Here is a 23,793-nt window from a genome sequence, read left to right as displayed (position 1 = left end):
TAGCGGGGCGAAGCGCCGCTCGTCAAGCGGTGCTTCGGCTCTGGCATGAATGTCGATGCCGTTATCTTGTGCCACCGGCGGCGGGGCGCCGCCGGTCCTGGCGTGATTGAGGATCAGTCGGGATCGTCGGCGGAGAGGGACTTGACCAGGTCTATGATCCTGCGGCGCACCTTGGCGTCGGCGATCTTGACAAAGGCCCGGTTGAGCTGAAGGCCTTCAGGGCTGCCGCAGAATTCGACAGCGAAAGCCATCGAAGCGTCCTCGGCAAATCCACGGCCCGCCACAGGCTCCTGGCCGGGCGCATCCTCAAAAAAGAAAGCGACAGGCACGCCGAGTATGGACGCGATCGCCTGCAGACGGCTGGCGCCGACGCGGTTGGTGCCCTTTTCATATTTCTGAATCTGTTGAAATGTGATGCCGAGGTTTTCTCCCAGCTTTTCCTGGCTCATTCCAAGCATGTTGCGGCGAAGCCGAATGCGACTGCCAACATGGATGTCGATCGGATTCGGTTTCTTCTTGTTATCTTCTGTCATTTTTTCCTCGCCGAATTTTTTCGGCTTTCTCTATTTTTTTTCCTGCCCAAACAAAGCCGGAGGCAACTGCCCCAACAGAACGATCCACCGGCTTCGAGAAATTTTCAGGCACTTACAGTATGAGTTTCTAATGTGTTGGCTGTCAATTCACCCGTAGCCTTTGCCTTACGTTCAACAGCGCTGCCCCAACGGCAAACAGCAACATGATCAGCATTCCGTTAATGCGCCGTTGGCCGGGAGATATGAGCGCCTGTCCGGAAATCGGTATGTGGGCATCGATGGCGCCGCGCGCGTCGATAGCAAGCGCATCGACGATGCGCCCGCGCGGATCGACGACGGCCGAGATGCCGTTGTTGGCGGCACGCACCAATGGCAATCCATTTTCCACCGCACGGATCTGGGCCTGCCTGAAATGCTGATACGGACCCGGCGTGTCGCCGAACCACGCATCATTGGTAACGTTCACAATAAGCTGCGCTGACGCAGCGTCAACTGCCACAAGATCGGGAAAGATCACCTCATAACAGATAAATGGCAGCGCACGGATGCCGTCGGGTAGCGTGATGGCGTGCCGCTCATTGCCGGCCGCGAAACTCATCGGCCCGGCAACCAGTTGCTCGATGCCGAAACGCTGGAGCAGATCGGCGAAAGGCAGGTATTCGCCGAACGGCACCAGGTGAACCTTGTCGACGGCGTCCGTGATTTCACCCTTGTCGTCGATCGCCACCACGGAGTTGTAGTAGCGGCTGTCGGCATTTGCGGCCGAGCCGCCTTCCTCGCGGACGACGCCGGCAATCAGCATCTGGCCGGGTCCGAGCATATCCCCCAGCGCCGTCAATGCGTCCGGACGCTCGGTGAAGAGGAACGGCACCGAGGTTTCGGGCCACAGGATCAGTTGCGGCTTTTGATGGCCTGGATCCGGCGCCTTGCCCGAGAGCCCCATCAGGACCGCGAAGATGCGGTCGCGCACCGAGGCATCCCATTTTTCCGACAGGTCCACGGCCGGCTGGACAATGCGGACATCCAGGCTGCGTGAAGCTGGCGATTCGGGAGCGGCAAGCCTGATATAGCCGAAGCCGACATGGGCAGCGACGAGCACGACAAACAGTGCCGCGCCGAGGCGCAGGTGCCGACGTGCCGCCAGCAGTGCCGGCAGTGCGAAGACGAACACCGCGAGCGCGTTCATGCCGATCATGCCCGTCACCGAGACGCTCTGCATCAGCAGCGGCACGGGCATGGCCGCGTAGCCGACGGCATTCCAGGGAAAACCGGTGAACAGGAAATCGCGCAGCCATTCCGCCAGGCCGAAGCCGAAGGCAAGGGCGGCGATGCGGCCAATGTCGTTGCTCCACAGCAGCCGGGCAACGATTGCCGCAAAGCCGTAGAAAAAGGCGAGCATGAAAGGAATGCCGACCACCGCGAAGGGAAGCGCCCAGGCAAAGCTGTCGGCCTCGACCAGCAGCGCCGAGCCGATCCACCAGAGGCCGGCGAGGAAATAGCCGAAACCGAACCACCAACCGACGGCGAAAGCCGGCCGCAGACGCCGGAACAGACTGCCTGAAGCTTCGCCGGTGGCGCCGTCGAGCAGCCAGACCAGCAGCGGGAACGAGACGAAACAGGCGGCGAAGAAGTCGTAAGGCGCCTGCCCAAGCACCGCGAGGGCGCCTGCGAGAAACGCCACGAGCGCACGCCGCCAACCCCAAAGCAGAATTATCCGGCCGGTGAGGCGCTCCATGCATACTTCCGAGTCGCGAATCAGGACACAAGATTTAACAGGCTGCGCTCCGCGCTCCAAACGGCGCATGGGCTAGCTGAGATGCACAGCTCCGGCCCTGCCTACCGGTGCCAACCCTCGATTTGAACGCCCCCCAGCCGCTCGGCCTCCTCGCGCTGAACCGAACGGATGGTCTGCGTGAAGGTCCAGACATGGCCCTCGGGGTCGCGTGCACGATACTGGCGCTCACCCTAGAACTGATCCGCCGGCTCCTGGATTATATCAGCGTCGAGCGCCCGCGCCTGCTCGCAATGCGCATCCAGGCCACCCTTCAGCCTGACATAGATCGACTGCGTGTTCTTGCCCGAGAGCGAAGCCGGGCTGGCGACGTAATCGCTCCATTCGGAATCGACGATGATGTAGCTGTCGCCGAACCGCATCTCTGCATGGATGAGCTTTCCCTCGGCATCGCTGACCACCATGCTGCGCTCGAAGCCGAAAGCCGCCTCGAGCCAGTCCAGCGCGGCATGCGGATCCTTGTAGAAAACACCAGAGCCCAGACTTGGATGCTTGAACGGGTCGTCGATAGTCATCGTGCGAGCGAAACGCTCACGCCTGTTCGGTGCGCGCCGTGGCACGCCGGCGACGCTCACCCTTCTGGCTCTGCACGATGCGCACGCGCTTGACGCGGCGCGGATCAGCGTCGAGGACGTGAAATTCGAAACCGGGTATGGCCTGCACCACCTCGCCGCGGGCCGGAACACGGCCAAGCGTGTTGAAAATCATGCCGCCGATGGTGTCGACATATTCGCCATGTTCACCGGCGGCGAAATCCCCGCCGATCATCTTGGCGACGTCGTCGATCTCGGCCTTGCCATCGACGATGAACACGCCGTCGCCGCTCTGGGTGATCATTGGCTCGTCGTCGTCATGCTCGTCCTCGATGTCGCCGACCACCATCTCGACGATGTCTTCCAGCGAGGCAAGGCCGTCGGTGCCGCCATATTCATCGATGACCAGCGCCATTTGCGTGCGCGTCGTCTGCATGCGAGCCATCAGGTCGGAGGCGAGCATCGACGGCGGCACGAACAGCACCGGGCGGATCAGATTGAGGTCGCCAATGGTGCGTGCGAGATCGACCTGGGCGAGATCGAGAACCGTGGCGACGGGTGCTTTCCTGGTCGAGCGGCCCTTCTTGACGCGCGCGATCTTGGTGATGTGGGCCAGCACATCACGGATATGGACCATGCCGCGCGGATCATCGAGGGTCTCTGAATAGACCGGCATGCGGGAATGGCCGGATTGCTCGAAGGTGCCCAGCAGATCGCCGAGCGTCGTCGTGATTTCGACCCCTTGAATGTCGGCGCGCGGTACCATGACGTCCTCGACGCGCACTTCGCGCAGCCGCAGGATGTTGTTGAGCATGGCGCGTTCGCCGGGCGAGAAGGCGCCGGCATCGCTCGTTGTCTCGGCAAGCGCGCCGGCGATTTCCTCCCGCAGGCTGGTTCCGTTGCGTTGCCTGAACAGGCCAAGAACGCGGTCGAACAGGGAGGGACCGGCAGGCGATGTCTCGCTGGCAGCGCTGCCGATGCTGGCAGCACCAGAGGTGCCGGCAGCAGCAGAGGTACTGCTAGCACCAGAGGCAACGGTACTCGGACTTGATCCCTCTTCCGACGTATCGGAAGCCTTGGTTGCACTGCCGGCGTCGGGGCGGGCGGCAGTCTCTGGTTTGTCGTTCATCGTCGTCCGGTCAATTGGTCAGATGTAGTTACGCGTAGGGGTCGGGAATGGCAAGCCTTGCAAGCGCCGCGCGTTCGACGGCTTCCATCGCCTCGGCCTCGGCCTCGGTCTCGTGATCGTAGCCCAGCAGATGCAGCAGGCCGTGGATGACGAGATGGGTGATATGGTTCTCGACAGGCTTGTCTTCCAGTACCGCTTCATGGGCGACCGTTTCGGCGGCCAGCACGATGTCGCCCAGCATCGGCGGCAACGGACCGCCCTGCGCAAACGGAAAAGCCGGGAAAGACAAGACGTTGGTCGGTTTGTCCTTGCCGCGCCAGCCGGCGTTGAGAACCTGGATATGGGCGTCGTCGGAAAAAACGAGACTGAGTTCGGAACGGCCCGCCACGCCGGTTTCGGCAAAAGCCGCCTTAACGGCCCGATCGACCAGCCGCGTCAGGCTTGCCTCGTCGGGCCAGTTGCCCGCCTCAACCGCTATGTCGATGTCGACGGGAATATTCCCGTCGCCGGATATTATGTCCTCAGGCATGAAGCCGCATCGCCAACATCAATTCTCGGCGCCGAGGCCACGCGCCAGCTTGGCGTCCCGGTCGTAGGCCCTGACGATTTCCGCCACCAGCGGATGGCGAACCACGTCGCCGTCGTTGAAGCGCACGGTGACCGCGCCCGCCACGCCGTCCAGCACCCGCAAGGCTTCGACCAGACCCGATTTGGTGTTCGAGGGAAGGTCGATCTGGGTCGGATCGCCGGTGACGATCATGCGCGAGTTTTCGCCCAGACGCGTCAGGAACATCTTCATCTGCATCGGCGTGGTGTTCTGCGCCTCGTCGAGGATAACGGCGGCATGCGCCAGCGTGCGGCCGCGCATGAAGGCAAGCGGCGCGATTTCGATCACTTCGGCGGCAATGGCGCGCTCGACCTTGTCGGCCGGCATCATGTCGTAGAGCGCGTCATAGAGCGGCCGCAGATAGGGATCGACCTTCTCCTTCATGTCGCCGGGCAGGAAGCCCAGCCGCTCGCCGGCCTCGACCGCCGGCCGCGAGAGAATGATGCGCTCGACCATGCCGCGCTCGAGCAGCATCGCCGCGTGCGCCACCGCCAGGTAGGTCTTGCCGGTGCCGGCCGGGCCGATGCCGAACACCAGTTCCGACCGTTCAAGCGCCCGCATGTAGGCGTCCTGGTTGAGCGAACGGGCATAGATCGTCTTCTTGCGGGTGGCGATCTGGGCGGCGGAGACCTTGCCCTTGCGTTCCAGCGTTGGCAGGGTCAACTGATCGTCGGCGGCAATCGCCATGCGCACGGCGCCGTCAACGTCGGACTGGCCGATATCGACGCCTTTCTGGAGAATGCCGTAAAGATTGTCCAGGGCGCGGCGCGCCTGCTCGGCGGCAGAAGCGGACCCTTTGATGGTCAGCTGGTTGCCGCGTGAGCGGATGTCGACGCCAAGCTTCTGCTCGAGCCGGGCGAGGTTTTCGTCGAACTGACCATAGAGGGCGCTGGCAAGCTTGTTGTTGTCGAAAGTCAGAACGATGTGCGCCATGTCAGAAGCCCCAGATGCCGGTACCGGGGGCAGGTTCTTCAGCTCTGCTGCGCTCAACCGTCTCTCCTCATCTGCCGAGACCCTCAGGCCAATTCGGCGAACAGGCTGTTGTAGCCCGTCTTCGTGATTCGCACCTGGATAATGTCACCGATTTCGCCGGCCTTTTCATCAACAATAACCGGCTGCAGCCAAGGTGAGCGGCCTACCTTCTGGCCGGCCTGGCGGCCGGGCTTCTCGATCAGCGTGTCGATGGTGCTGCCGATGAGGCTCAAGCCGAAGTCCTGCTGCTGCTTCACAAGCAGAGCCTGCAGCCGCTGCAGGCGCTCGTCCTTGACCGTTTCCGGCACATGATCGGCCATTTCGGCGCCTGGCGTGCCGGGGCGCGGCGAATATTTGAAGGAGAAGGCCGAGGCGTAATTCACCTGACGCACCAGCTCCATGGTCGCCTCGAAATCCGCTTCTGTCTCGCCGGGAAAGCCGACGATGAAGTCGCCGGAAAGCGCGATGTCAGGCCGGGCAGTGCGGATACGGTCGAGCAGCGCCAGATAATCCCTCGCCGTGTGCCGGCGATTCATCGCCTTGAGGATGCGGTCGGAGCCCGATTGCACCGGCAGATGCAGATAGGGCATCAACGCCGGCAGATCGCGATGGGCCGCTATCAACTCGTCATCCATGTCGCGCGGGTGGCTGGTGGTGTAGCGCAGACGCGCCAGCCCGGGGATTTCGGCCAGCCTGAACAGCAGGCGGCCAAGGCCCCACTCGTGGCCGTTCTCGCCCTGGCCATGCCAGGCATTGACGTTCTGGCCAAGCAGCGTCACTTCGCGCACCCCGGCTTCAGCCAGGCGCTCAGCCTCCGCGACAATCTGCGCCACCGGCCGGGAAACTTCGGAGCCTCTGGTATAGGGCACGACGCAGAAGGTGCAGAACTTGTCGCAGCCTTCCTGCACGGTGAGGAAGGCGGTGACGCCGCGCTTGATGACCTCGGCGCGCTTGGACTGCGGCAGATGCTCGAACTTGTCCTCGATGGCGTAGTCGGTCTCGACGATCTTTTCGCCGCCGCGCACCCGCGCCAGCACGTCGGGGAGCCGGTGATAAGTCTGCGGGCCGATGACCAGGTCGACGGCCGGCGAACGGCGGATGATCTCGGCGCCTTCGGCCTGCGCCACGCAGCCGGCGACGCCGACCAGCATCTCGCGGCCGGCCAGGGCACGCTCGGCTTTCATGTCGCGGATACGGCCGAGCTCGGAATAGACCTTTTCGGCCGCCTTCTCCCTGATATGACAGGTGTTCAGCAGCACCAGGTCCGCCTCGCCAATGGCATCGGTCGCGGAATAGCCGTCGGCAGCCAGCGCATCGGCCATACGCTGCGAATCATAGACGTTCATCTGGCAGCCATAGGTCTTGATGAAGACTTTTTTCGCTGCCGTGGAAAGCACTGCCGGCTGTCCAGCCATAGTGCCGATGTCGTCGCTTTCTATCGTGTTCAAGTCCATAAGGCGGCTTCTAACGCCTTTCCGTGACAAAAAACAGACGATTCTCGGCCCGCGCCAGCAAGGGCATGCCGGGGCTAGCGGCTCGGCCGCGGGTCGGCAAGCGCCGCCTGCATCATCTCACGCACCTGGCTTTCCATCAGTTTCGACGTCTCCTTGCGGTTCGAACCCTTGGAAAAGGCGATTGCCTCGCCGAAATGCACCTCGACGTCGAGCGCGCCCTCCGCCAGCAATACCTTGAGATGCGGCATCAAATCCTCATCGCCGATCCAGGCGGCAAGCGGGCGATGCCGGCGGCCGAGCGGCACGCCGTGCAGACGCGTATAGGCGATCGCCACCGGCTGGATGAACACCTGTTCCGCCGCGCCTTCCGAAATCGCCATCGAGGCGGCGCCGAACAGCGTGCTCTTGAACGGCAGGACCATATTGCCGTCGCCGGTCGAGCCCTCGGCAAACAGCACCATCGCATCGCCCTTGGCCATGCGGCTGGCAATCTCGCTTGCCTGGTCGCCCGACGAACGCTTGCGCTCGCGCTCGATGAACACGGTACGCTGCAGCTTCGAAAGCATGCCGATCAGCGGCCAGCCTTCCATATCAGCCCTGGCGATGAATTTTACGTCGGCAAAAGAGCCGAGCACCATGATGTCGGTCCAGGAGATGTGATTGGACGCAACCAGCAGCGGGCGCTTGTCGGACAGCGTCCCCTTGACATGGATGCGCATGCCGAGCGCCCTGATGATCAGCCTGTGCCAGATCTTGAGGATGAAGGTTTCCGGCCACCAGCCGGTCTTCATCGACAGTATCTGTAACGGCACGAGGACCAGCGAACCGGCGACAACGAGGCCCAGCGCCAGGAAAATCCTGATTTTCTTGATCATCGCCCCATCCCGGCCGTCTCGCTAGCGAAGATCGCGGCGCATGACAAGCGCGCCGGTCGGTCCGTGTTCGGCCGACCTGTAGTAATTCGGCCGCTTGCCGACCTCGCGGAAGCCCAGCCGGCGATAAAGCGCGATCGCCGCGACATTAGTCTCGTCGACCTCGAGGAACAGCGCTTCGGCGCGCTGCGCGTGCAGTTCGCGCAACACCGCGTCCATCAATTGCCAGCCCAACCCCTGCCGGCGATGCGATCGCGCCACCGCGACGGTCAGGATCTCGCCCTCGCCTGCCGCAAGCCGCGCCAGCACGAAGCCGACGGGCGGCTTGGAGCCCTGTCCGGTTTCGCGCGCGGCATAGCCGAACACGGTGTCCTGTTCGAGCAAGGCGGCAAATTCGCCATCGGTCCAGGGGCGGACAAAGTCCTCGCGATGCAGCAGCGAGACCGCCGGACTGTCGGCGATCCTCAGCGGCTCGAGCGCATAGTCCCGGCGGCGTGATTGGAGAAAAGGTATGCGCATCTAATTTTTGTTTTCTTGTTTGACCATGATCTCTGGACAAACGGGAACCGTTGTCCGTGAAAACCGGCTTCCACTTTTCGGGATCATGGTCTGATCCTTGAAAGAATGAACCCGGCCTGCGGCTTGGCGTCGGCGCCGCGCAGATAGAGTGGTTTCGGCCGTTCGCCCGCGCCCTTGGCGGCAGCCAGGCGGGCGTAGGTGACAATGTCGGCGGTGGCCGTCCGAGGGCCGACATCGAATTCGCGCCCGGCCGATGCGCTGATGAGCGCTGCAGCGGTGCCGGCAAGCACCAGAGACGTTGCCTTCGCCATTGCCACCACGTCGGCCAGCGTGGCCACGGCCGGACCGTAAGTCAAGACTAACCTTTCGTCGTAAAAAGCCGCGTGGATCTCCTCACGGCCGGCATCCAGCGCCGCCAGCACGGCGCGACCGGGAAATGCCGTCGCTGCTTCGGCAGCCAGCGCCTCCAGTGTCGTCACTCCGATTGCCGGTATCTTCAGCGCCAGCGCCAGGCCACGCGCGGTCGAGACGCCGACCCGCAGACCGGTGAAGGAACCGGGGCCGACAGACACGGCAATGGCGCCAAGACCTGCATAGTCGGTTGCGCCTGCCTCCAGCGCTTCGGCGATGACCGCCATCAGCTGCTCGGCATGGCCCTTGCCGAGATCGAGCACCGAGCGGCCGAGCTCCCGCTTCGCCGTCGCGTCATAGACGCTAGCGGCGCAGAGGTTGGCGGCACAGTCGATGGCAAGCAATTTCATGAAGCAACCGGTTCGAAAGACAATTCCCTGTGCCCGCCACGGCCCGCCACCGCAAGGGGATAGTGCATAATTCGTTAAGCGGCTTCGCTTGTGGCCTATGCGGCCTGCTCGATGCGCAGCATGTGGTTGTCCCAGACATAGTCCGGTTCGGAGCGTGTCGCACCACTGCCCTCGACGATCTCGCCAGCGCCGGTGGTGGCCATGAAGCCGGTTCCATCGGGAGCCACGCCGCAGACCTCGACCAGCGCGCTGTTCGCGACGACCCGTCCGCTGGCCGCATCGAGCACGACAAGCGAGTTGCCTTCCGGCGAGGAGACCGCGACCGTGCCGGCAGCCGGATTGGCGGCGACCGAGCCTATGTAGTTGCGGAAGCCGGACAAAACGTCCTGCGGCATGTCGAGCAGTTGCAATTCCTTGCCGCGCACCGCGCGGCCGACCAGCAGCGGACGATCGGTGCCCGGGCCCCTGTACTGGCAACCGAACCAGACCGTGCCGGACGGATCGGTGTCCATGTGGCGGATCGACAGCTGATGCAGTGCGGCCGGCAATTCGTGCTTCTCGATGAGGTCGCCGGTGACGCGGTCTATCAGCACGTAGGACGGCTTCATGGTCGCAATGTTGAGCTCGGCGCGGCCGTAATCCGGATGGGTCTCGATGCCGCCATTTGCTACCGCAATCGTCCTGCCATCGCCCAGGAGCAGAAGCTCGTGCGGACCCATTCCATAGGTCGGGAACTCGCCGACACGGCTGAATTTCGCCCGCGCATCGTAGACGCCGACGACGCCGGCGGCGTTGTCGAAGTCGTTTTCGGTGGCATAGAGCAGCGCACCGTCGGCCGAAAACACGCCATGGCCGAAGAAATGCCGGCCGGCGATGCTGGCGATGGTCAGCGGCGCATCACGGCCCGAATGGTCGAAAACCACGGCAAAGGTGCCGGGTTGCCGCGCGAAGACCACCGAGCGTTTCGATATGGGATCGAAGGTGACATCGTGGCCGCGATCGGGCAGATCGATCGCATGCAGGACTTTGCCGGCCTCGGACAGGACGGCAGCGCCAAAGCTGCCGTCGCGTTTGACGAAAGCGGTGGCGAAGACGGCGTCGGTCGAAAGCGTCGTTGCCCAGGCCGATGGCGCCATCGCGGCCATGAAGCCAACGCCTGCAGCTCTCAGGAAATCGCGGCGATCTATCAGCGGGGTTTTCAATTCAGTCCCCATCCAGCGAGGAGAAGCCTGCGGTCAGGCCGAATTCAGCGGTCAACCTGGTCCCGATCAGGGTCGACAGGCTGGAGGTGATCAGCGCGAAATGATCGAGCTTGTCGCGCAATGCCGGATCGGCAAGCGCCTTGTCGATTGGACCGCTGACGGCCTTGGCGGTGGCGACACCGTTGACCAATTGGATGTGGATCGCTTCGGCCATCCAGCGCGCATCGGCCGGCAGGGCGTCGCCAAGTTTCGAGGCCTGGAACAGCGTATCGATGCCGGAGAGATTGCCGGCCAGTGACGCGGTGGTGTTTTGCGAGCGCCAATAGATCGCTTGTTTCGGCTTGTCCGCGTCCGGCTTGCCGCCGAAAAACCCTTTCAGGCGCACGTCACGCACCATTTCCAGCTCGTTGATGAAGACGCCGACCAGTTCGGTCACCGCTTCATTGCCGTCGCGGTAGAGCGGGTTCTGCGGCCCCGGATTGGCCCAAAGCGCTGCAAAGCCGTCCGGTTTGTTCCAGGCGGCGCTGACCTCGCCGGCCATGGTTTCGATGTTGCCGGCAACAGCAGTGCCATAGGCGCAGCGGTAGGAATCATCCTTGCCGGCCAGTGCATCGGCGCCGTCGCCGTAAAGCACGAACTCCAGCGCGCCCAGCCCCTGCATGGCGACGCTCTTGCCGGCCAGCTGTGCCGGATCTGTGGCGGTTGGATCCTTCGCCGACAGCGCCGCCTGCACCTGCTTCAGGCCAATGCTCTTGCGATCCGGCCAGAACAGCATGCGTTCCAGCCGGTTGTTCTCCTTGATCGGCCCGAAGCCGATGATTTCGGCTGACGACCAGGCATAGACGGTGGCGGAGAATTCGGCGCGTGCGGCATCGAGCTCTCCTTGCGAGGGCGTGACGCACAGCTTGCGCATGGATCCGGTCAAGGCTTCCGCATGCTCGTGCAGGCCGGCATAGGCCGGGCGGACGAAGCCATCGATCGCCCGCTGGATGATGTCGGAGGCTTTGACCGCCGCCGACGCAGGGACAACGCCCAGCAGGGCCAGCGGAAGAGCGAAAAACAATGCAGAACGCTTGAACATCACAGTGACTCCAGGAATTTGAGCAATGCGTCACGCTCGGTCGCGTTAGCGGCGGCAAAACGGTCGCGCGCTTTCTGCGCCTCGCCGCCATGCCACAGGATCGCCTCAGCCAGGCTGCGCGCGCGCCCGTCATGCAGAAAGAAGGAATTGCCGTTGACTGTCTCGGTCAGGCCGATGCCCCACAGCGGCGGCGTGCGCCACTCATTGCCCGTCGCATCGCCCACGGCCTGGCCATCGGCCAGATCAGGCCCCATGTCGTGCAGCAGGAAGTCGGAATAGGGCCAGATCAACTGGAAGGCCTGCGCCTTATTGGGCGTATCGCGGCGCGTGACGAATTTCGGCGTATGGCAGGCAATGCAGCCGATCTCGTAGAATGTCTTTTTGCCCGCGAGCACGTCCGGCCGGTCGAGGTCCCGGCGCGACGGCACGGCCAGGTTCTGCGAATAGAAGGTGACGAGATCCATCACCGGCGGCGGCGCCTCGACCGGGCCAAGACGCTGCTGCACGCCGTTCGGCATGGCGAGGCATTTTGCCTCCGCAGCAGTGCAATCGCCCCAATGCCTCGGCTCTTCGAGCGTCGAGATGCCGATGTCGCCGGCAAAGGCATCCGCCGCCTGCTGGCGGATCGACGCGGTCTGCGCCTTCCAGCCGAAGCGGCCGAGCGTCAGTTCCCCGTTCAGGCTATCGCGCACGATGTTCGGCCTGCCGGAAATGCCGTCGCCGTCCCTGTCGTCCGGATCGGCTTGGGCGAGAATATCAGACGGCGCGATCTGTTCGATCAGGCCCAGGCCGATCATCGGCGGGGTCAGGCGCGGCGACAGTGTGGTGCGTGGGTCAAGCGGCCCGTAGCCAAGGCCGTCAACCGAATAGCTCGGCTTGCGCAAGGAGATCACAGCGCCGTCCGTCAGCTCTACCTTACGTTCCTGATAGTCGATATGCATCCTGCCTTCACCGGGCAGGCCGGGTACGGCGAGCTCCTGCAATTGCCTGCCGTAGACCGGGTCGGGGAAGTTGAGCACCTCATGGTCGGCAAGCGCCGCCTTCTCTTCCACGCTGCTGGCGTCGCGGGCCAGCCGCAGGAACATCGACGTGGTGCCGGCGTCGCCTTGCGGCGGGCGGCCGCGGCCGTCCTTCAGATGACAGTTCTGGCAGGCACGTTCGTTGAACAGCGGGCCGAGCCCGTCCGACGCCTGCGTCGAGGATGGCGACGAGACCCAGTTCTTGCGGAAAAGGGCATTGCCAAGCTTGAAGTCGCCCTGTTCCTCGAAGGTGAGGTTGGCCGAGGATTGCGAGAAGGAATCGCGGCTGACGTCCTTTCGGGACGTGCCGGCGCCACCTTGCATCAGTTCGAACGGCTCTGGCCTGGAAAAATCCGTGGTCGGCCTGGTGACGGCGATGGCGCGCGCCTGATCCTTCGCATTGAGGTCGGTGCGCGTGGTAGCGAAGCCGGCCGGCTGAAGATCACCCGCCATCGCCGAAGAGGTAAGCGCCAACACGAGCATGACACAGCGCCGACGCGCCAATCCGGCTGGCGTCTTCTCAGGGGGCGGCGAGCCATTGGCCCGCCGCGAGCGGCGCACGAATTCTAGCAGGCGCCGCATTCCCGCATGCCCTTACTCCGCCTCGTCTGCCGATGCGGCGTTGAGCTGGCCGTATTTCTCCTCGCCGATCGAGGCAAGCAGGTCGAGCTGCGTCTCAAGAAAGTCGATGTGACCCTCCTCGTCGGCCAGCAATTCCTCGAACAGCTTCATCGTCACGTAGTCGCCGGCGTCGTTGCAGATTTCGCGCGAACGCTTGTAGGCGGTACGTGCGTCATATTCTCCGGCAAGGTCGGATTCGAGCACTTCCTTGACGTTCTGCCCGATGCGCAGCGGCGCCACGGACTGCAGGTTCGGATGGCCTTCGAGGAAGATGATGCGGGCGACGAGCTTGTCGGCATGGTGCATCTCCTCGATCGATTCCGCCCGCTCCTTCTTTGCCAGCTTCGCGTATCCCCAGTCCTCAAGCAGACGGAAATGCACCCAGTACTGATTGACGGCCCCAAGCTCCAGAAAAAGGGCCTCGTTAAGCCGCTCGATGATCTGCGGATCGCCTTTCATGAATTCTGCTCCCGTATTGGATGCGCAGGCCTCTGACGCGATCCAGGTGTGAAACGACATCCACGCCGCTCGCCTCCGAGCGGGCGTGGTAGTTTTCGGTGACCCGAATGATCGTTTCCACCACATTTGGGAAGCAGCCGCAACAGCGACCGCGCTTTTGCATTGCATGATAGATCTTCGCCGGCACGATCAACTGCCAGGGATCCTGGTCCAGCAGCCCGACGATCGTCTGCTCGATCTCCTTCTCGGTGATGATGTTGCAATGACAAATCAGCATTGGCTTGCTCGGCTGGCTGACGGCGTCTCCCGCGCCGTGTGGCTTGATCTTCTGGCGGAGGCCGTTCCAAAGCCGGTTGTCCGGCTCCGGGTCAGTCTCCGTCGTTTACCCCTTACTTGAACACCTTGTCCGGCGCGTCGAGGCTGTCGGACCCTTCGAAGGCGATGGTGCTGAGCTTCAGGGAGCCGACGGCGCGCTCAATCGACTTGGTCTGATCGATCAGCGCATCGATCGCCGCCTGGACGGTGGCATTGCCCTCAATGTTGCCCTCGGCGATCTGCTGGTCATAGGCCTCGCCGGCCAGTGCACGCGCCTTGATCGCCTCCATCTTGGCGACCGAAACATCGAGCTTGTCAGACAGTTCCTTGTCGATCGCCGGGTCGGCCGCCTTCACCATATCGGCCACCGAAGGACCCGAAACGATGGTGCCGTCGAGACGCGTGTAGCTCGCATGATAGGCCGCGCGAATGCCGATGGCGTCGTAGAGATGCGAATTGTAGGTGTTGTCGGAGAAGCAATCGTGCTCCTCTTCCGGATCATGCAGCAGTAGGCCGAGCTTCATGCGCTCGCCGGCCAGTTCGCCGTAGGACAGCGAGCCCATGCCGGTGAAGATCGTCGAGATCGCCGTGTTCGGCTCGCCATCGACAAGAGCCTTGCGGGCGGCGCCGTCTTCCTTCCAGTTGCCGACCATCTCCTGAAGATCCGAAACCAGAAGGTCGCTGGCCGATTTCAGATACTCGGCGCGGCGGTCGCAATTACCGCCGGTGCAGTTCTTGAGGTCGTAGTCGGTGTCGGGGCGCTCGCCGGCACCCGGGCCGGTGCCATGCAGGTCCTGGCCCCAGAGCAGGAATTCGATGGCGTGATAGCCGGTGGCGACATTGGCCTCGATGCCGCCGGCTCCCTGCAGCGTGCCGGAGAGGAATTCCGGCGAAAGCTTCGATGCATCGACCTTCTTGCCGTTGATCTCGATCTCCTTGTTGGCGATCACATTGGCCGTGTAGAGCGCGTTCGCGTCCGATTCGGTGCCGTAGCTCTTGGCGACATAGTCGATCAAGCCTTCATCCAGCGGCCAGGAATTCACCTTGCCTTCCCAGTCGTCGACGATCTTGTTGCCGAAGCGGTAGACTTCGGTCTGCTGGTAGGGAACGCGCGATGCCTTCCAGGCGTCACGGGCAGCGTTGAGGGTTTCCACCGATGGCGTGGCGAGCAGCGCGTCGACCGCCTTGTCGAGCGCCTGCGCGGTGGTCAGCGAATCTTCGTATTTCGCGAGCGCGATGTCGGAATAGGTCTTGATGACCGCCTTTACATCGGTTTCCGCCTTTGCCGGCAACACGAATACCGCCGCCGTCAGCAGGGCAGTGGCGCCGATCGCCGCAAGCCTGCTGCCATATCGTGCTGTCATGATCACTCTCCAGTTTCTCGGAAATTCTGTAAACGGCGCGCGCAGCAACCGGCGCCAGGCCATCTGCGGGCCATTGGGCGCAAGAGATGCCGCGCCATCGCGCGGTTCGCGGAAGAAAGACACCAAAATGCCTCCAATCGAAAGGGTTCAAGGCCCAGACATTAAAGGGATGCGCTGACGCGCGAGCTTCCATAAAGCTGCGACACCGTCGGATGTCAATGACAATCCGCAAGAAAAGTCAATCGAAACAACAGTTTAGAATTATTCTAAACTGCGACTGTCAACTTTATGCATTTTCCTGCACCGGTCTTGCCGCTGAACTGTGCGATTGACAGCCGCCATCCCGGATGCGACCCGCAAAAGCTCGCTTGCAGCGGTGCCAGACAATTGCCATCTGGCGGAACATCCTAGGGTAGAATCGGGATTGAGTGCGATGAAGAACGGTGTGGTCATTGTCGGCGCGGGCCATGCGGGCGTGCAAGCGGCCGCAAGTCTGCGCGAGGACGGTTATGACGGACCGGTAATCCTCGTCGGAGATGAGGACGAACTGCCCTACCACAAGCCGCCGCTGTCGAAGACCTTCATCAAGGATGCCGAGGCCAAGCCACAACCCTTGCGCGGCGAGGCCTTTTACACCGGCAGCGCCATCGACTACCGGCCTGGCGTCAGGATCGATCGCATCGATGCCGGACGCCGCAGTTTGGATATTGCCGGCGGTGGTGCGCTTGCCTTCGACCACCTGATCCTGGCGACAGGCTCGCGCCCGCGCACGCTGCCGCTGCCCGGTGCCGATCTGTCCGGGGTGCTGTCGCTGCGCTCGCTGGCCGATGCGCGGCTGATTCGCGACCTCAGCGCGCAAACCGACGAAGTCGTCATCCTCGGCGGCGGTTTCATCGGGCTGGAGATCGCAGCCACGTTGAGGGCCGCCGGCCGCACGGTGACAGTGGTCGAGGCGGTGGACCGGCTGCTCGGCCGCGCCGTGGCGCCGGTGGTGGCGAGCCACGTCCGGCAACGGCTGGAAGCGACGGGCGTGCGCATCCTCACCGGCACCTCGATCGCCGGGCTCGAAGGCGAAAACGGTCATGTCGTGGCCGCGATCACCTCGTCAGGCGAAAGACTGCCGGCGCGCATGGTCATTGTCGGCATTGGTGCCGTGCCGAATGTCGAACTGGCACAGGAAGCTGGCCTCGGCATCGCCAACGGCATCCGCGTCGATCACCAGATGCGGACTTCGGTGCCGGAGATTCTCGCTATTGGCGATGCTGCCTCTTACCGTCACTGGTTCACCGGCGGCGACGTGCGGCTGGAATCGGTGCAGAATGCCACCGACCAGGCGCGGCTTGCCGCGCGCACGATATCAGGCCATGCCGACGCCTATTCTGCGGTGCCATGGTTCTGGTCCGACATCGGCGACATGAAGCTGCAGATGGTCGGCCTGACCGCCGGCGGCGACAGCCATGTCGTGCTGGGCGGCCTTCCCGACAACAAATTCTCGATCTACCACTATGCCGGCGACCGGCTGCTCGGCATCGAATCGGTCAACCGTCCGGGCGACCATATGCTTGGCCGCAAGATGTTGGGCGCCGGCTTCTCGCCGACGCCGCAGACGGTGGCCGCTGGCCCCGAGGGGCTGAAAGCGGCACTGGCTGCTTTCCTCGAGAATGAGCCCGCCAGAGCGGCGGGATAATTCCGTCCCTCAGGCGCGGCACCTTACTGATCAGGCGGCGCAGACTTCGCGGATCGAGCTTTCCAGAATGTCGAGTGCTTCGTTCATGACTTCGTCCTGGATGGTGATCGGCGCCAGGAAGCGGATGACGTTGCCGTAGACGCCGCAGGTCAACAGGATCAGGCCCTTGTCGAGCGCCTTCAACCGGATCGCATTGGCGATCTCGGCTGAGGGCAGGCCCTTCTTGACGTCGTTGAACTCGACCGCGTTCATGAAGCCGAGACCTCTGATGTCGACGATCTCGGGCACGTCGTCGCGGATCGACTGCAGCCGCTGTTTCAGCCTTGCGCCCAGCGTATTGGCGCGGTCGCACAGCTTTTCATCCTCGATCACGTCGAGCACGGCGTGCGCCGCGGCAACGCCGATCGGACTGCCGCCATAGGTGCCGCCGAGCCCGCCGGGGCCGGGCGCATCCATGATTTCGGCGCGGCCGGTGACCGCCGCCAGAGGAAAGCCGCCGGCCAGGCTCTTGGCCATGGTGGTGATGTCGGCGGCCACCTCATGGTGATCCATAGCAAACATCTTGCCGGTGCGGGCAAAGCCGGTCTGCACTTCGTCGGCGATCAGCAGCATGCCGTGCTGGTCGCAAAGCTTGCGCAGCGCAACCAGGAAATCCCGCGGCGCGTCGTAGAAGCCGCCCTCGCCCTGAACCGGCTCGATGATGATGGCGGCGACGCGCGCCGGATCCACATCGGCCTTGAACAACCGGTCGAGCGCCGCCAGCGAGTCGGCGACCGAGACACCGTGCAGCGGCACAGGAAACGGCGCATGGTAGACATCGCCCGGCATGGCGCCGAAGCCGACCTTGTAAGGCACGACCTTGCCGGTCAGCGCCATGCCCATGAAGGTGCGGCCATGGAAGCCGCCGGCGAAGGCAATGACCGCCTGACGGCCGGTGGCATTGCGGGCGATCTTGATGGCGTTCTCGACAGCCTCGGCCCCGGTGGTGACGAAGATCGTCTTCTTCTCGAACTTGCCGGGCAGCATGCCGTTCAGCCGTTCGGCCAGGCGCACATAGCTCTCATAGGGCACCACCTGGTGGCAGGTGTGGGTGAAGCGGTCGAGCTGTGCCTTGACCGCCTCGATCACCCTGGGATGGCGATGCCCGGTGTTGACGACGGCGATGCCCGACGAGAAATCGATATAGCGACGCCCCTCGACATCCCAGATTTCCGAATTCTCAGCCCGGTCGGCATAAATCTGCGTGGTCATGCCGACGCCGCGGGAAATCGATTGGTTCTTGCGTTCGGAAATGGCTGAATTCTTCATCGTATCCCTCACCGGGCCGGCGCCCGTCCTGTTTGATGCCGTTGAGATGTCTTCTGACCTTATTTCACGTTTTCCTCAAGTCGGCACCACCGGCAGGCGATTGGGCCTGCGGTGGGCAGATCCCGGCGCTTAGCCAGTCGGGCGATACACGTACGAGACCGGTTTCCTTTTCCCGGGGATCGACTATCCTCTGGATGGCCGCGAGGCACCGCGATCAGCGAGCGGCCCGCGGTCGGGAGAGCCCATGAGCAGGAACGTGACTTCGCCCGTCTCGCAGCCATCGGTCAAAGCTCCCGGTCTTTTGTCTTTTCCAGCCGCCCCGGCGCTTTTCGCCTGCACGGCGGCGCTGCTTCTGGCCGGCTGTCAGAAGCAGGAAGCGGCGGACAAGAAACTGCAGATCATGGTGCGCACCGAAACGGTGGCGATGGCCGACTATGCGCCAAGGACTTCGCTGACCGGGGTGATCGCGGCGCGTACGCTGAACAATCTGTCGTTCCGGGTCGGCGGTCGCGTCGCCGAACGGTTTGTCGATGTCGGCCAGCATGTCGATCAAGGCACGGTGCTCGCCCGCATCGACCCGCAGGAGCAGGAATCCGACCTGCGCTCGGCGCAGGCCGATCTTGATGCAGCCAAGGCGCAACTGACCCAGTCCGTTGCCGCCTTCGAGCGGCAGAAAACGCTGCTGGCGCAGGGCTTCACCACCAGGCGCGACTATGACGCCGCGGACCAGGCCCTGAAGGTGGCACAAGGCAGCGTCGAAGCCGCGCAGAGCGCTTTCTCCAACGCCCAGCAAAACCTGTCCTTCACCGAGCTCAAGGCCGGTGCCGCCGGCGTGATCACCGCCCGCCAAGTCGAAACCGGCCAAGTGGTGCAAGCCGCGCAAACCGTCTTCACCGTCGCCGAGGACGGCGACCGCGACGCGGTGTTCAACGTGCAGGAGACGCTGATCGCCAAGACACCGGCATCGCCTGCGGTGACGATCACGCTGTTGTCCGATCCGCAGGTCAGGGCAACGGGCAAGGTCCGCGAAATCTCGCCTGCGGTCGACCCGGCTTCGGGCTCGATCCGGGTCAAGGTCGCCATTCCCGACACGCCCGCCGGCATGCCGCTGGGAGCAGCCGTCATCGGCTCGGTAAGCGCCAAGCCGGCGAAGGCGATCCTGCTGCCCTGGCAGGCGCTGACGTCCAGCGGCGGCAAGCCGGCGGTCTGGATCGTCGATCCCTCGACCAAGGCGGTGACGATGGCGCCGGTCGAAGTGCTGGCGTTCAATTCGGGCACGGTCGTGATCGCCAGGGGACTGGACGAAGGCCAGAGCGTCGTCACCGCTGGAGGACAGCTGCTCAGCCCTGGACAGACGATCGAGATATCGGGAGCGGGCCAATGAGCCGGACGCCGCGCATCCTGCTCGGCGTGCTCATGCTCGGCGCGCTGGCATCCTGCTCCAGGTCGGAGGAAAAGCCGCCCGAGATCATCCGGCCGGTGCTGTCGATGGTGATCGAGCCGCGCACCACGCAAGTCTTCGGTTTTGCCGGATCCGTCGAACCGCAGGTCAGCGCCGATCTGGCCTTCCGTCTGCTTGGCCGGGTCGTCTCGCGCGACGTCCAGGTCGGCGACATCGTCAGCAAGGGCACGACGATAGCGGCACTCGATCCGACCGCGCTGGAGTTGTCGCTCCAGGCGGCCAAGGCGGAACTGTCCAATGCCGAGGCGCAGTTCGCCAACGCCGCCGCCAGCGAGGAACGGCAGCGCCAGTTACTCGCCTCGGCCAACGCCACGCAAGCTGTCTTCGACGCCGCGCAGCAGGCGCGCAAAGCTGCGGAGGCAGGTGTCGAGCGGGCCAAGGCCTCGCTTGCCAAATCGCAGGAACAGCTCGGCTATGCCAGGCTGTTCTCTGATTTCGACGGTGTCGTCACCGCTGTCGGCGCCGAAGTTGGCCAGACGGTCTCGCCCGGCCAGACGGTCGTCACCGTGGCGCGCTCGGACCTGCGCGAGGCGGTGGTCGACATTCCCGACCAATTGACCGGTGATCTCGCGGCCGGCACGCCCTTCCAGGTCATCCTGCAGTCGCTGCCGACGATCCAGACCGGGGCTAAGCTGCGCGAGATCGCACCGCAATCCGAGGGCTCGACCCGCACCCGGCGCGTCAGGTTGACGCTCACGGATCCGCCACAGGCCTTCCGGCTCGGCTCCACGGTGACGGCGACCCGCGTGACCAAGGTGGCACCGACGATCGAACTGCCCATGTCGGCGCTGTTCGAAAAGAACGGTTCCGCGAAAGTGTGGATCGTCGACCCGCAGACATCGAGCGTGAACGCACGCGACATAAAGGTCGCGTCGAAGAATGGCGGCACCTTCACGGTGACCGAGGGGCTGGAGGCCGGCATGCGTGTTGTCACGGCGGGCGTCCACAGCCTGAGCGAAGGCCAGAAGGTGACAGTGCCCGAGGGAGGGGCCTCATGAAAGGCTTCAATCTCTCCGACTGGGCGCTCAACCACCGCTCCATGGTCTGGTATTTCATGCTGGTCTTCGTCGTGGCTGGCGTGTTCTCCTACCTCAATCTCGGCCGTGAAGAAGATCCCAACTTCACCATCAAGACGATGATCATCCAGGCCAACTGGCCGGGCGCCTCGGTCAAGGAAACCGTGCAGCAGGTGACCGACCGGATCGAGAAGAAACTCGAGGAACTCGACAGCCTCGACTACACCAAGTCCGTCACCACGGCCGGCCAGACCGTCATCTTCGTCAACCTGAAGGACACCACCAAGGCACGCGATGTCGTGCCGAACTGGATTCAGGTGCGCAACATGGTCAATGACATCGGGGCACAGTTTCCGCAGGGTGTGCAGGGCCCGTTCTTCAACGACCGCTTCGGCGACGTCTATGGCAACATCTACGCCTTCACATCGGACGGGCTGACGCCGCGCCAGTTGCGCGACTATGTCGAGGATGCCAGAACAAAGATCCTGACCGTGCCCAACGCCGGCAAGGTCGACCTGGTCGGCGCCCAGGACGAAGCGATCTATCTCGAATTCTCAACCCGCCAGATCGCCGCCCTCGGCCTCAACCAGCAAGCGATCGTCGCCAGCCTGCAGGCGCAGAACGCGATCACGCCGTCCGGCGTCATCCAGTCCGGGCCGGAGCGCATCAGCGTGCGTGTCGGCGGGCAGTTCACCTCCGAGGAAAGCCTGCGCGCCATCAATCTGCGCGTCAACGACCGCTTCTTCCGCCTGAGCGACGTAGCGACGATCACACGCGGCTATGTCGATCCGCCGACGGCACTGTTCCGTTTCAACGGCCAGGACGCGATCGGGCTCGCCATCGGCATGAAACCCAACGCCAACCTGCTCGAATTCGGCGAGGCCCTGCACAAGGAGATGGACAAGGTGCTGGCCGACCTGCCGGTCGGCGTCGGCGTGCATCTGGTGGCCGACCAGCCGGTCATCGTCGAGGAGGCCGTCTCGGGCTTTACGCGTGCGCTGTTCGAGGCGGTCGCCATCGTGCTCGCCGTGTCGTTCATCAGTCTCGGCATGCGCGCCGGCTTCGTCGTGGCGCTGTCGATCCCGCTGGTGCTGGCCATCACCTTCACCGTCATGGCCTATCTCGGCATTTCGCTGCAGCGTATTTCCCTGGGTGCGCTGATCATCGCGCTCGGCCTTCTGGTCGACGACGCGATGATCGCGGTCGAGATGATGGTGGCGCGGCTGGAGGTCGGCGACAATCTGCGCAAGGCAGCGACCTATGTCTACACGTCGACCGCCTTTCCGATGCTGACCGGTACGCTGGTAACTGTCGCCGGCTTCATCCCGATCGGCCTCAACAACAGCGCCGCCGGCGAATATACCTTCACCCTGTTCGTGGTCATCGCCGTTTCGCTGCTGGTGTCATGGATCGTGGCGGTGCTGTTTGCGCCACTGCTCGGCGTCACCATCCTGCCGGCGACGATGAAAACCAAGCATCACGACCAGCCGGGCCGCTTCACCTCACTGTTCCGGCGCGTGCTTGTCGGCTCGGTGCGCCATCACTGGCTGACCATCATCGCCACCGTGTCGTTGTTTGCCGGCTCGATCGCCGGCTTCGGCCTGGTGCAGCAGCAGTTCTTCCCGCCATCGGACCGGCCGGAGCTGATCGTCGACTGGAACCTGCCGCAGAATTCTTCGATCGCCGACACGCGCGACCAGATGGAGCGGTTCGAGCAGCGGGCGCTGGTCGGCAATCCCGACATCGACCATTTCTCGTCCTATATCGGCCAGGGCGCGGTGCGTTTCGTGCTCGCCTATGACGTGCAGCCGGCCAACCCCTATTTCGGCCAGACCGTCATCGTCACCAAGAGCATCGAGGCCCGCAACCGGGTCAAGCCGGCGCTGGAAAAGCTGCTGCGCGAGGAGTTCGTCGGCACCGACGCCTTCGTCAAGCCGCTCGAACTCGGACCGCCGGTCGGCCGCCCCGTGCAATACCGCGTCGGCGGTCCCGACATCCAGACGGTGCGCGAACTGGCGCAGCAATTCGCCGGTGTCATCTCCGCCAATCCAAAGCTCGCTGCGCCGACCTTCGACTGGAACGAGCCGCAGCGGGTGCTGAGGGTCGACGTGCTGCAGGACAAGGCACGCCAGCTCGGCATCACCTCCTCCGACATCGCCAGCGCGCTGAACAGTACGGTCGGCGGCGCCACCATCACGCAGGTGCGCGACGCGACCTACCTGATCAATGTCGTGGCCCGCTCCCGCGGGGCCGAACGCGGCTCGATCGAGACGTTGCAGAACATGCAGTTGCCGACCAGCACCGGCGAGGCGATCCCGCTCGCGGCGGTCGCCAACTTCCGCTACGATCTGGAGCAACCGACGGTGTGGCGACGCGATCGCATCCCGACCATCACCGTGCGCGCCGGGCTGGTCGGCGACGTGCTGCCGGCCACGGTCGTCAACGAACTGAAGCCATCGGTCGATGCCTTCACCGCCAAGCTGCCGCCGGGCTATTCGATCGCCACCGCCGGCTCGGTCGAGGAGAGCGCCAAAAGTCAGGGACCGATCGCCGCCGTCGTGCCGTTGATGCTGTTCGTCATGGCAACGATCCTGATGGTGCAGTTGCAAAGCTTCCAGCGCCTGTTCCTGGTCGTGGCGGTGGCGCCGCTCGGCCTGATCGGCGTGGTGGCGGCCCTGGTGCCGAGCGGAGCGCCGCTGGGCTTCGTCGCCATCCTGGGCGTGCTGGCGCTGATCGGCATCCTGATCCGCAATTCGGTCATCCTGATCGTGCAGATCGAGGATCTTGTTCGAGAGGGCAAGGACCGCTGGGCGGCGGTCATCGAAGCGACCGAACACCGGATGCGGCCGATCGCACTGACGGCGGCGGCCGCCAGCCTGGCGCTGATCCCGATCGCGCGTGAAGTGTTCTGGGGTCCGATGGCCTATGCGATGATGGGCGGCATCATCGCGGGTACCGCAATCACGCTGCTGTTCCTGCCGGCGCTTTATGTGACGTGGTTCAGGATCAAGGAGCCGAAGGGCCGGGAAGAGCCACCCGTTCTGGAGAGCGGCGAACTGGCGCAAGGCTCAGCCTAAGGCTTTGCCT

General features: G+C 63.8%; 20 protein-coding genes and 1 pseudogene. 4 read left to right on the top strand and 17 right to left on the bottom strand.

From position 1 onward, the window contains the following. Positions 1-113 precede the first annotated feature (113 nt). From EOC83_RS04350 to EOC83_RS04275, 16 genes and pseudogenes are all read right to left on the bottom strand, one after another. Positions 114-533, bottom strand: a complete 420-nt coding sequence (locus EOC83_RS04350; RefSeq protein ID WP_013527901.1) for a helix-turn-helix domain-containing protein — start codon at positions 531-533, stop codon at positions 114-116. 142 nt (positions 534-675) lie between these two features. Further along, on the bottom strand, positions 676-2,268 hold the full coding sequence (gene lnt / locus EOC83_RS04345) for an apolipoprotein N-acyltransferase (protein ID WP_063169993.1): 1,593 nt from the start codon (positions 2,266-2,268) through the stop codon (positions 676-678). 101 nt (positions 2,269-2,369) lie between these two features. Next, positions 2,370-2,840 (bottom strand): annotated as a pseudogene (locus EOC83_RS04340) (VOC family protein). A 16-nt stretch (positions 2,841-2,856) separates the two neighbouring features. Beyond that, complete coding sequence (locus EOC83_RS04335) at positions 2,857-3,987, bottom strand: hemolysin family protein (protein WP_063169992.1); 1,131 nt, start codon at positions 3,985-3,987, stop codon at positions 2,857-2,859. A 28-nt stretch (positions 3,988-4,015) separates the two neighbouring features. After that, positions 4,016-4,516: an rRNA maturation RNase YbeY gene (gene ybeY / locus EOC83_RS04330; RefSeq protein WP_013527905.1), complete on the bottom strand. Its 501-nt coding sequence runs from the start codon at positions 4,514-4,516 to the stop codon at positions 4,016-4,018. An 18-nt stretch (positions 4,517-4,534) separates the two neighbouring features. Further along, entirely contained in the window at positions 4,535-5,527 is a 993-nt protein-coding gene (locus tag EOC83_RS04325) for a PhoH family protein (protein WP_023758127.1), read from the bottom strand. A gap of 83 nt (positions 5,528-5,610) precedes the next feature. Next, positions 5,611-6,981, bottom strand: a complete 1,371-nt coding sequence (gene miaB, locus EOC83_RS04320) for a tRNA (N6-isopentenyl adenosine(37)-C2)-methylthiotransferase MiaB (protein ID WP_244514371.1) — start codon at positions 6,979-6,981, stop codon at positions 5,611-5,613. A 113-nt stretch (positions 6,982-7,094) separates the two neighbouring features. After that, entirely contained in the window at positions 7,095-7,895 is an 801-nt protein-coding gene (locus tag EOC83_RS04315) for a 1-acyl-sn-glycerol-3-phosphate acyltransferase (RefSeq protein WP_063169990.1), read from the bottom strand. Between the two features lie 21 nt (positions 7,896-7,916). Then, positions 7,917-8,411 carry a ribosomal protein S18-alanine N-acetyltransferase gene (gene rimI / locus EOC83_RS04310; RefSeq protein WP_063169989.1) on the bottom strand — a complete coding sequence of 165 codons (495 nt, stop codon included), beginning with the start codon at positions 8,409-8,411 and terminating at the stop codon, positions 7,917-7,919. Positions 8,412-8,494: 83 nt separating this feature from the next. Continuing rightward, on the bottom strand, positions 8,495-9,172 hold the full coding sequence (tsaB, locus tag EOC83_RS04305) for a tRNA (adenosine(37)-N6)-threonylcarbamoyltransferase complex dimerization subunit type 1 TsaB (protein WP_063169988.1): 678 nt from the start codon (positions 9,170-9,172) through the stop codon (positions 8,495-8,497). Between the two features lie 95 nt (positions 9,173-9,267). Beyond that, positions 9,268-10,374: a DUF1513 domain-containing protein gene (locus EOC83_RS04300; RefSeq protein ID WP_063169987.1), complete on the bottom strand. Its 1,107-nt coding sequence runs from the start codon at positions 10,372-10,374 to the stop codon at positions 9,268-9,270. Between the two features lies 1 nt (position 10,375). Next, positions 10,376-11,455 (bottom strand): imelysin family protein, encoded by a 1,080-nt coding sequence (locus tag EOC83_RS04295; RefSeq protein ID WP_063169986.1) that lies wholly within the window; start codon positions 11,453-11,455, stop codon positions 10,376-10,378. Then, positions 11,455-13,056, bottom strand: a complete 1,602-nt coding sequence (locus tag EOC83_RS04290) for a di-heme oxidoredictase family protein (RefSeq protein ID WP_063169985.1) — start codon at positions 13,054-13,056, stop codon at positions 11,455-11,457. Before EOC83_RS04290 ends, EOC83_RS04295 begins: the two co-directional genes overlap by 1 nt. A 12-nt stretch (positions 13,057-13,068) precedes the next feature. After that, entirely contained in the window at positions 13,069-13,554 is a 486-nt protein-coding gene (gene bfr / locus EOC83_RS04285) for a bacterioferritin (RefSeq protein ID WP_013527914.1), read from the bottom strand. Next, on the bottom strand, positions 13,520-13,831 hold the full coding sequence (locus EOC83_RS04280; protein ID WP_013527915.1) for a (2Fe-2S)-binding protein: 312 nt from the start codon (positions 13,829-13,831) through the stop codon (positions 13,520-13,522). Before EOC83_RS04280 ends, bfr begins: the two co-directional genes overlap by 35 nt. A gap of 112 nt (positions 13,832-13,943) precedes the next feature. Then, entirely contained in the window at positions 13,944-15,233 is a 1,290-nt protein-coding gene (locus EOC83_RS04275) for an imelysin family protein (protein ID WP_063170455.1), read from the bottom strand. A gap of 433 nt (positions 15,234-15,666) precedes the next feature. Here EOC83_RS04275 and EOC83_RS04270 point away from each other — a divergent pair, with 433 nt between their 5' ends. Beyond that, on the top strand, positions 15,667-16,920 hold the full coding sequence (locus tag EOC83_RS04270; protein ID WP_063169984.1) for an FAD-dependent oxidoreductase: 1,254 nt from the start codon (positions 15,667-15,669) through the stop codon (positions 16,918-16,920). Positions 16,921-16,950: 30 nt separating this feature from the next. Here EOC83_RS04270 and EOC83_RS04265 read toward each other — a convergent pair whose 3' ends face one another. Continuing rightward, positions 16,951-18,228 carry a 4-aminobutyrate--2-oxoglutarate transaminase gene (locus tag EOC83_RS04265; protein ID WP_013527918.1) on the bottom strand — a complete coding sequence of 426 codons (1,278 nt, stop codon included), beginning with the start codon at positions 18,226-18,228 and terminating at the stop codon, positions 16,951-16,953. Positions 18,229-18,472: 244 nt separating this feature from the next. Here EOC83_RS04265 and EOC83_RS04260 point away from each other — a divergent pair, with 244 nt between their 5' ends. Genes EOC83_RS04260 through EOC83_RS04250 form a run of 3 tightly spaced genes read left to right on the top strand, consistent with a single transcriptional unit; the run spans position 18,473 to position 23,783 of the window. Beyond that, positions 18,473-19,612 (top strand): efflux RND transporter periplasmic adaptor subunit, encoded by a 1,140-nt coding sequence (locus tag EOC83_RS04260; RefSeq protein ID WP_063169983.1) that lies wholly within the window; start codon positions 18,473-18,475, stop codon positions 19,610-19,612. Beyond that, positions 19,609-20,688, top strand: coding sequence for an efflux RND transporter periplasmic adaptor subunit (locus tag EOC83_RS04255; protein WP_024503446.1), 1,080 nt, complete (start codon positions 19,609-19,611; stop codon positions 20,686-20,688). Before EOC83_RS04260 ends, EOC83_RS04255 begins: the two co-directional genes overlap by 4 nt. Continuing rightward, a complete protein-coding gene (locus tag EOC83_RS04250; protein WP_063169982.1) occupies positions 20,685-23,783 on the top strand; it encodes an efflux RND transporter permease subunit in 3,099 nt (1,032 codons plus the stop codon). Before EOC83_RS04255 ends, EOC83_RS04250 begins: the two co-directional genes overlap by 4 nt. The last annotated feature ends 10 nt before the right edge of the window (positions 23,784-23,793 follow it).

Origin of the sequence: Mesorhizobium sp. Primo-A (assembly GCF_003997175.1) — a bacterium.
GTDB classification, from domain to species: Bacteria; Pseudomonadota; Alphaproteobacteria; order Rhizobiales; family Rhizobiaceae; genus Mesorhizobium; species Mesorhizobium ciceri.
The sequence above is the reverse complement of the archived record's forward strand: the minus strand, read 5'-3'. Positions and strand labels throughout refer to the sequence as shown.

Excerpts from the sequence above, each read along its gene's own strand:
- EOC83_RS04350 (WP_013527901.1), bottom strand. The coding sequence starts at position 533 with ATGACAGAAGATAACAAGAAGAAACCGAATCCGATCGACATCCATGTT.
- lnt (WP_063169993.1), bottom strand. The coding sequence starts at position 2,268 with ATGGAGCGCCTCACCGGCCGGATAATTCTGCTTTGGGGTTGGCGGCGT.
- EOC83_RS04335 (WP_063169992.1), bottom strand. The coding sequence starts at position 3,987 with ATGAACGACAAACCAGAGACTGCCGCCCGCCCCGACGCCGGCAGTGCA.
- ybeY (WP_013527905.1), bottom strand. The coding sequence starts at position 4,516 with ATGCCTGAGGACATAATATCCGGCGACGGGAATATTCCCGTCGACATC.
- EOC83_RS04325 (WP_023758127.1), bottom strand. The coding sequence starts at position 5,527 with ATGGCGCACATCGTTCTGACTTTCGACAACAACAAGCTTGCCAGCGCC.
- miaB (WP_244514371.1), bottom strand. The coding sequence starts at position 6,981 with ATGGCTGGACAGCCGGCAGTGCTTTCCACGGCAGCGAAAAAAGTCTTC.
- EOC83_RS04315 (WP_063169990.1), bottom strand. The coding sequence starts at position 7,895 with ATGATCAAGAAAATCAGGATTTTCCTGGCGCTGGGCCTCGTTGTCGCC.
- rimI (WP_063169989.1), bottom strand. The coding sequence starts at position 8,411 with ATGCGCATACCTTTTCTCCAATCACGCCGCCGGGACTATGCGCTCGAG.
- tsaB (WP_063169988.1), bottom strand. The coding sequence starts at position 9,172 with ATGAAATTGCTTGCCATCGACTGTGCCGCCAACCTCTGCGCCGCTAGC.
- EOC83_RS04295 (WP_063169986.1), bottom strand. The coding sequence starts at position 11,455 with ATGTTCAAGCGTTCTGCATTGTTTTTCGCTCTTCCGCTGGCCCTGCTG.
- EOC83_RS04290 (WP_063169985.1), bottom strand. The coding sequence starts at position 13,056 with ATGCGGCGCCTGCTAGAATTCGTGCGCCGCTCGCGGCGGGCCAATGGC.
- bfr (WP_013527914.1), bottom strand. The coding sequence starts at position 13,554 with ATGAAAGGCGATCCGCAGATCATCGAGCGGCTTAACGAGGCCCTTTTT.
- EOC83_RS04280 (WP_013527915.1), bottom strand. The coding sequence starts at position 13,831 with ATGCTGATTTGTCATTGCAACATCATCACCGAGAAGGAGATCGAGCAG.
- EOC83_RS04275 (WP_063170455.1), bottom strand. The coding sequence starts at position 15,233 with ATGACAGCACGATATGGCAGCAGGCTTGCGGCGATCGGCGCCACTGCC.
- EOC83_RS04270 (WP_063169984.1), top strand. The coding sequence starts at position 15,667 with ATGAAGAACGGTGTGGTCATTGTCGGCGCGGGCCATGCGGGCGTGCAA.
- EOC83_RS04265 (WP_013527918.1), bottom strand. The coding sequence starts at position 18,228 with ATGAAGAATTCAGCCATTTCCGAACGCAAGAACCAATCGATTTCCCGC.
- EOC83_RS04260 (WP_063169983.1), top strand. The coding sequence starts at position 18,473 with ATGAGCAGGAACGTGACTTCGCCCGTCTCGCAGCCATCGGTCAAAGCT.
- EOC83_RS04255 (WP_024503446.1), top strand. The coding sequence starts at position 19,609 with ATGAGCCGGACGCCGCGCATCCTGCTCGGCGTGCTCATGCTCGGCGCG.
- EOC83_RS04250 (WP_063169982.1), top strand. The coding sequence starts at position 20,685 with ATGAAAGGCTTCAATCTCTCCGACTGGGCGCTCAACCACCGCTCCATG.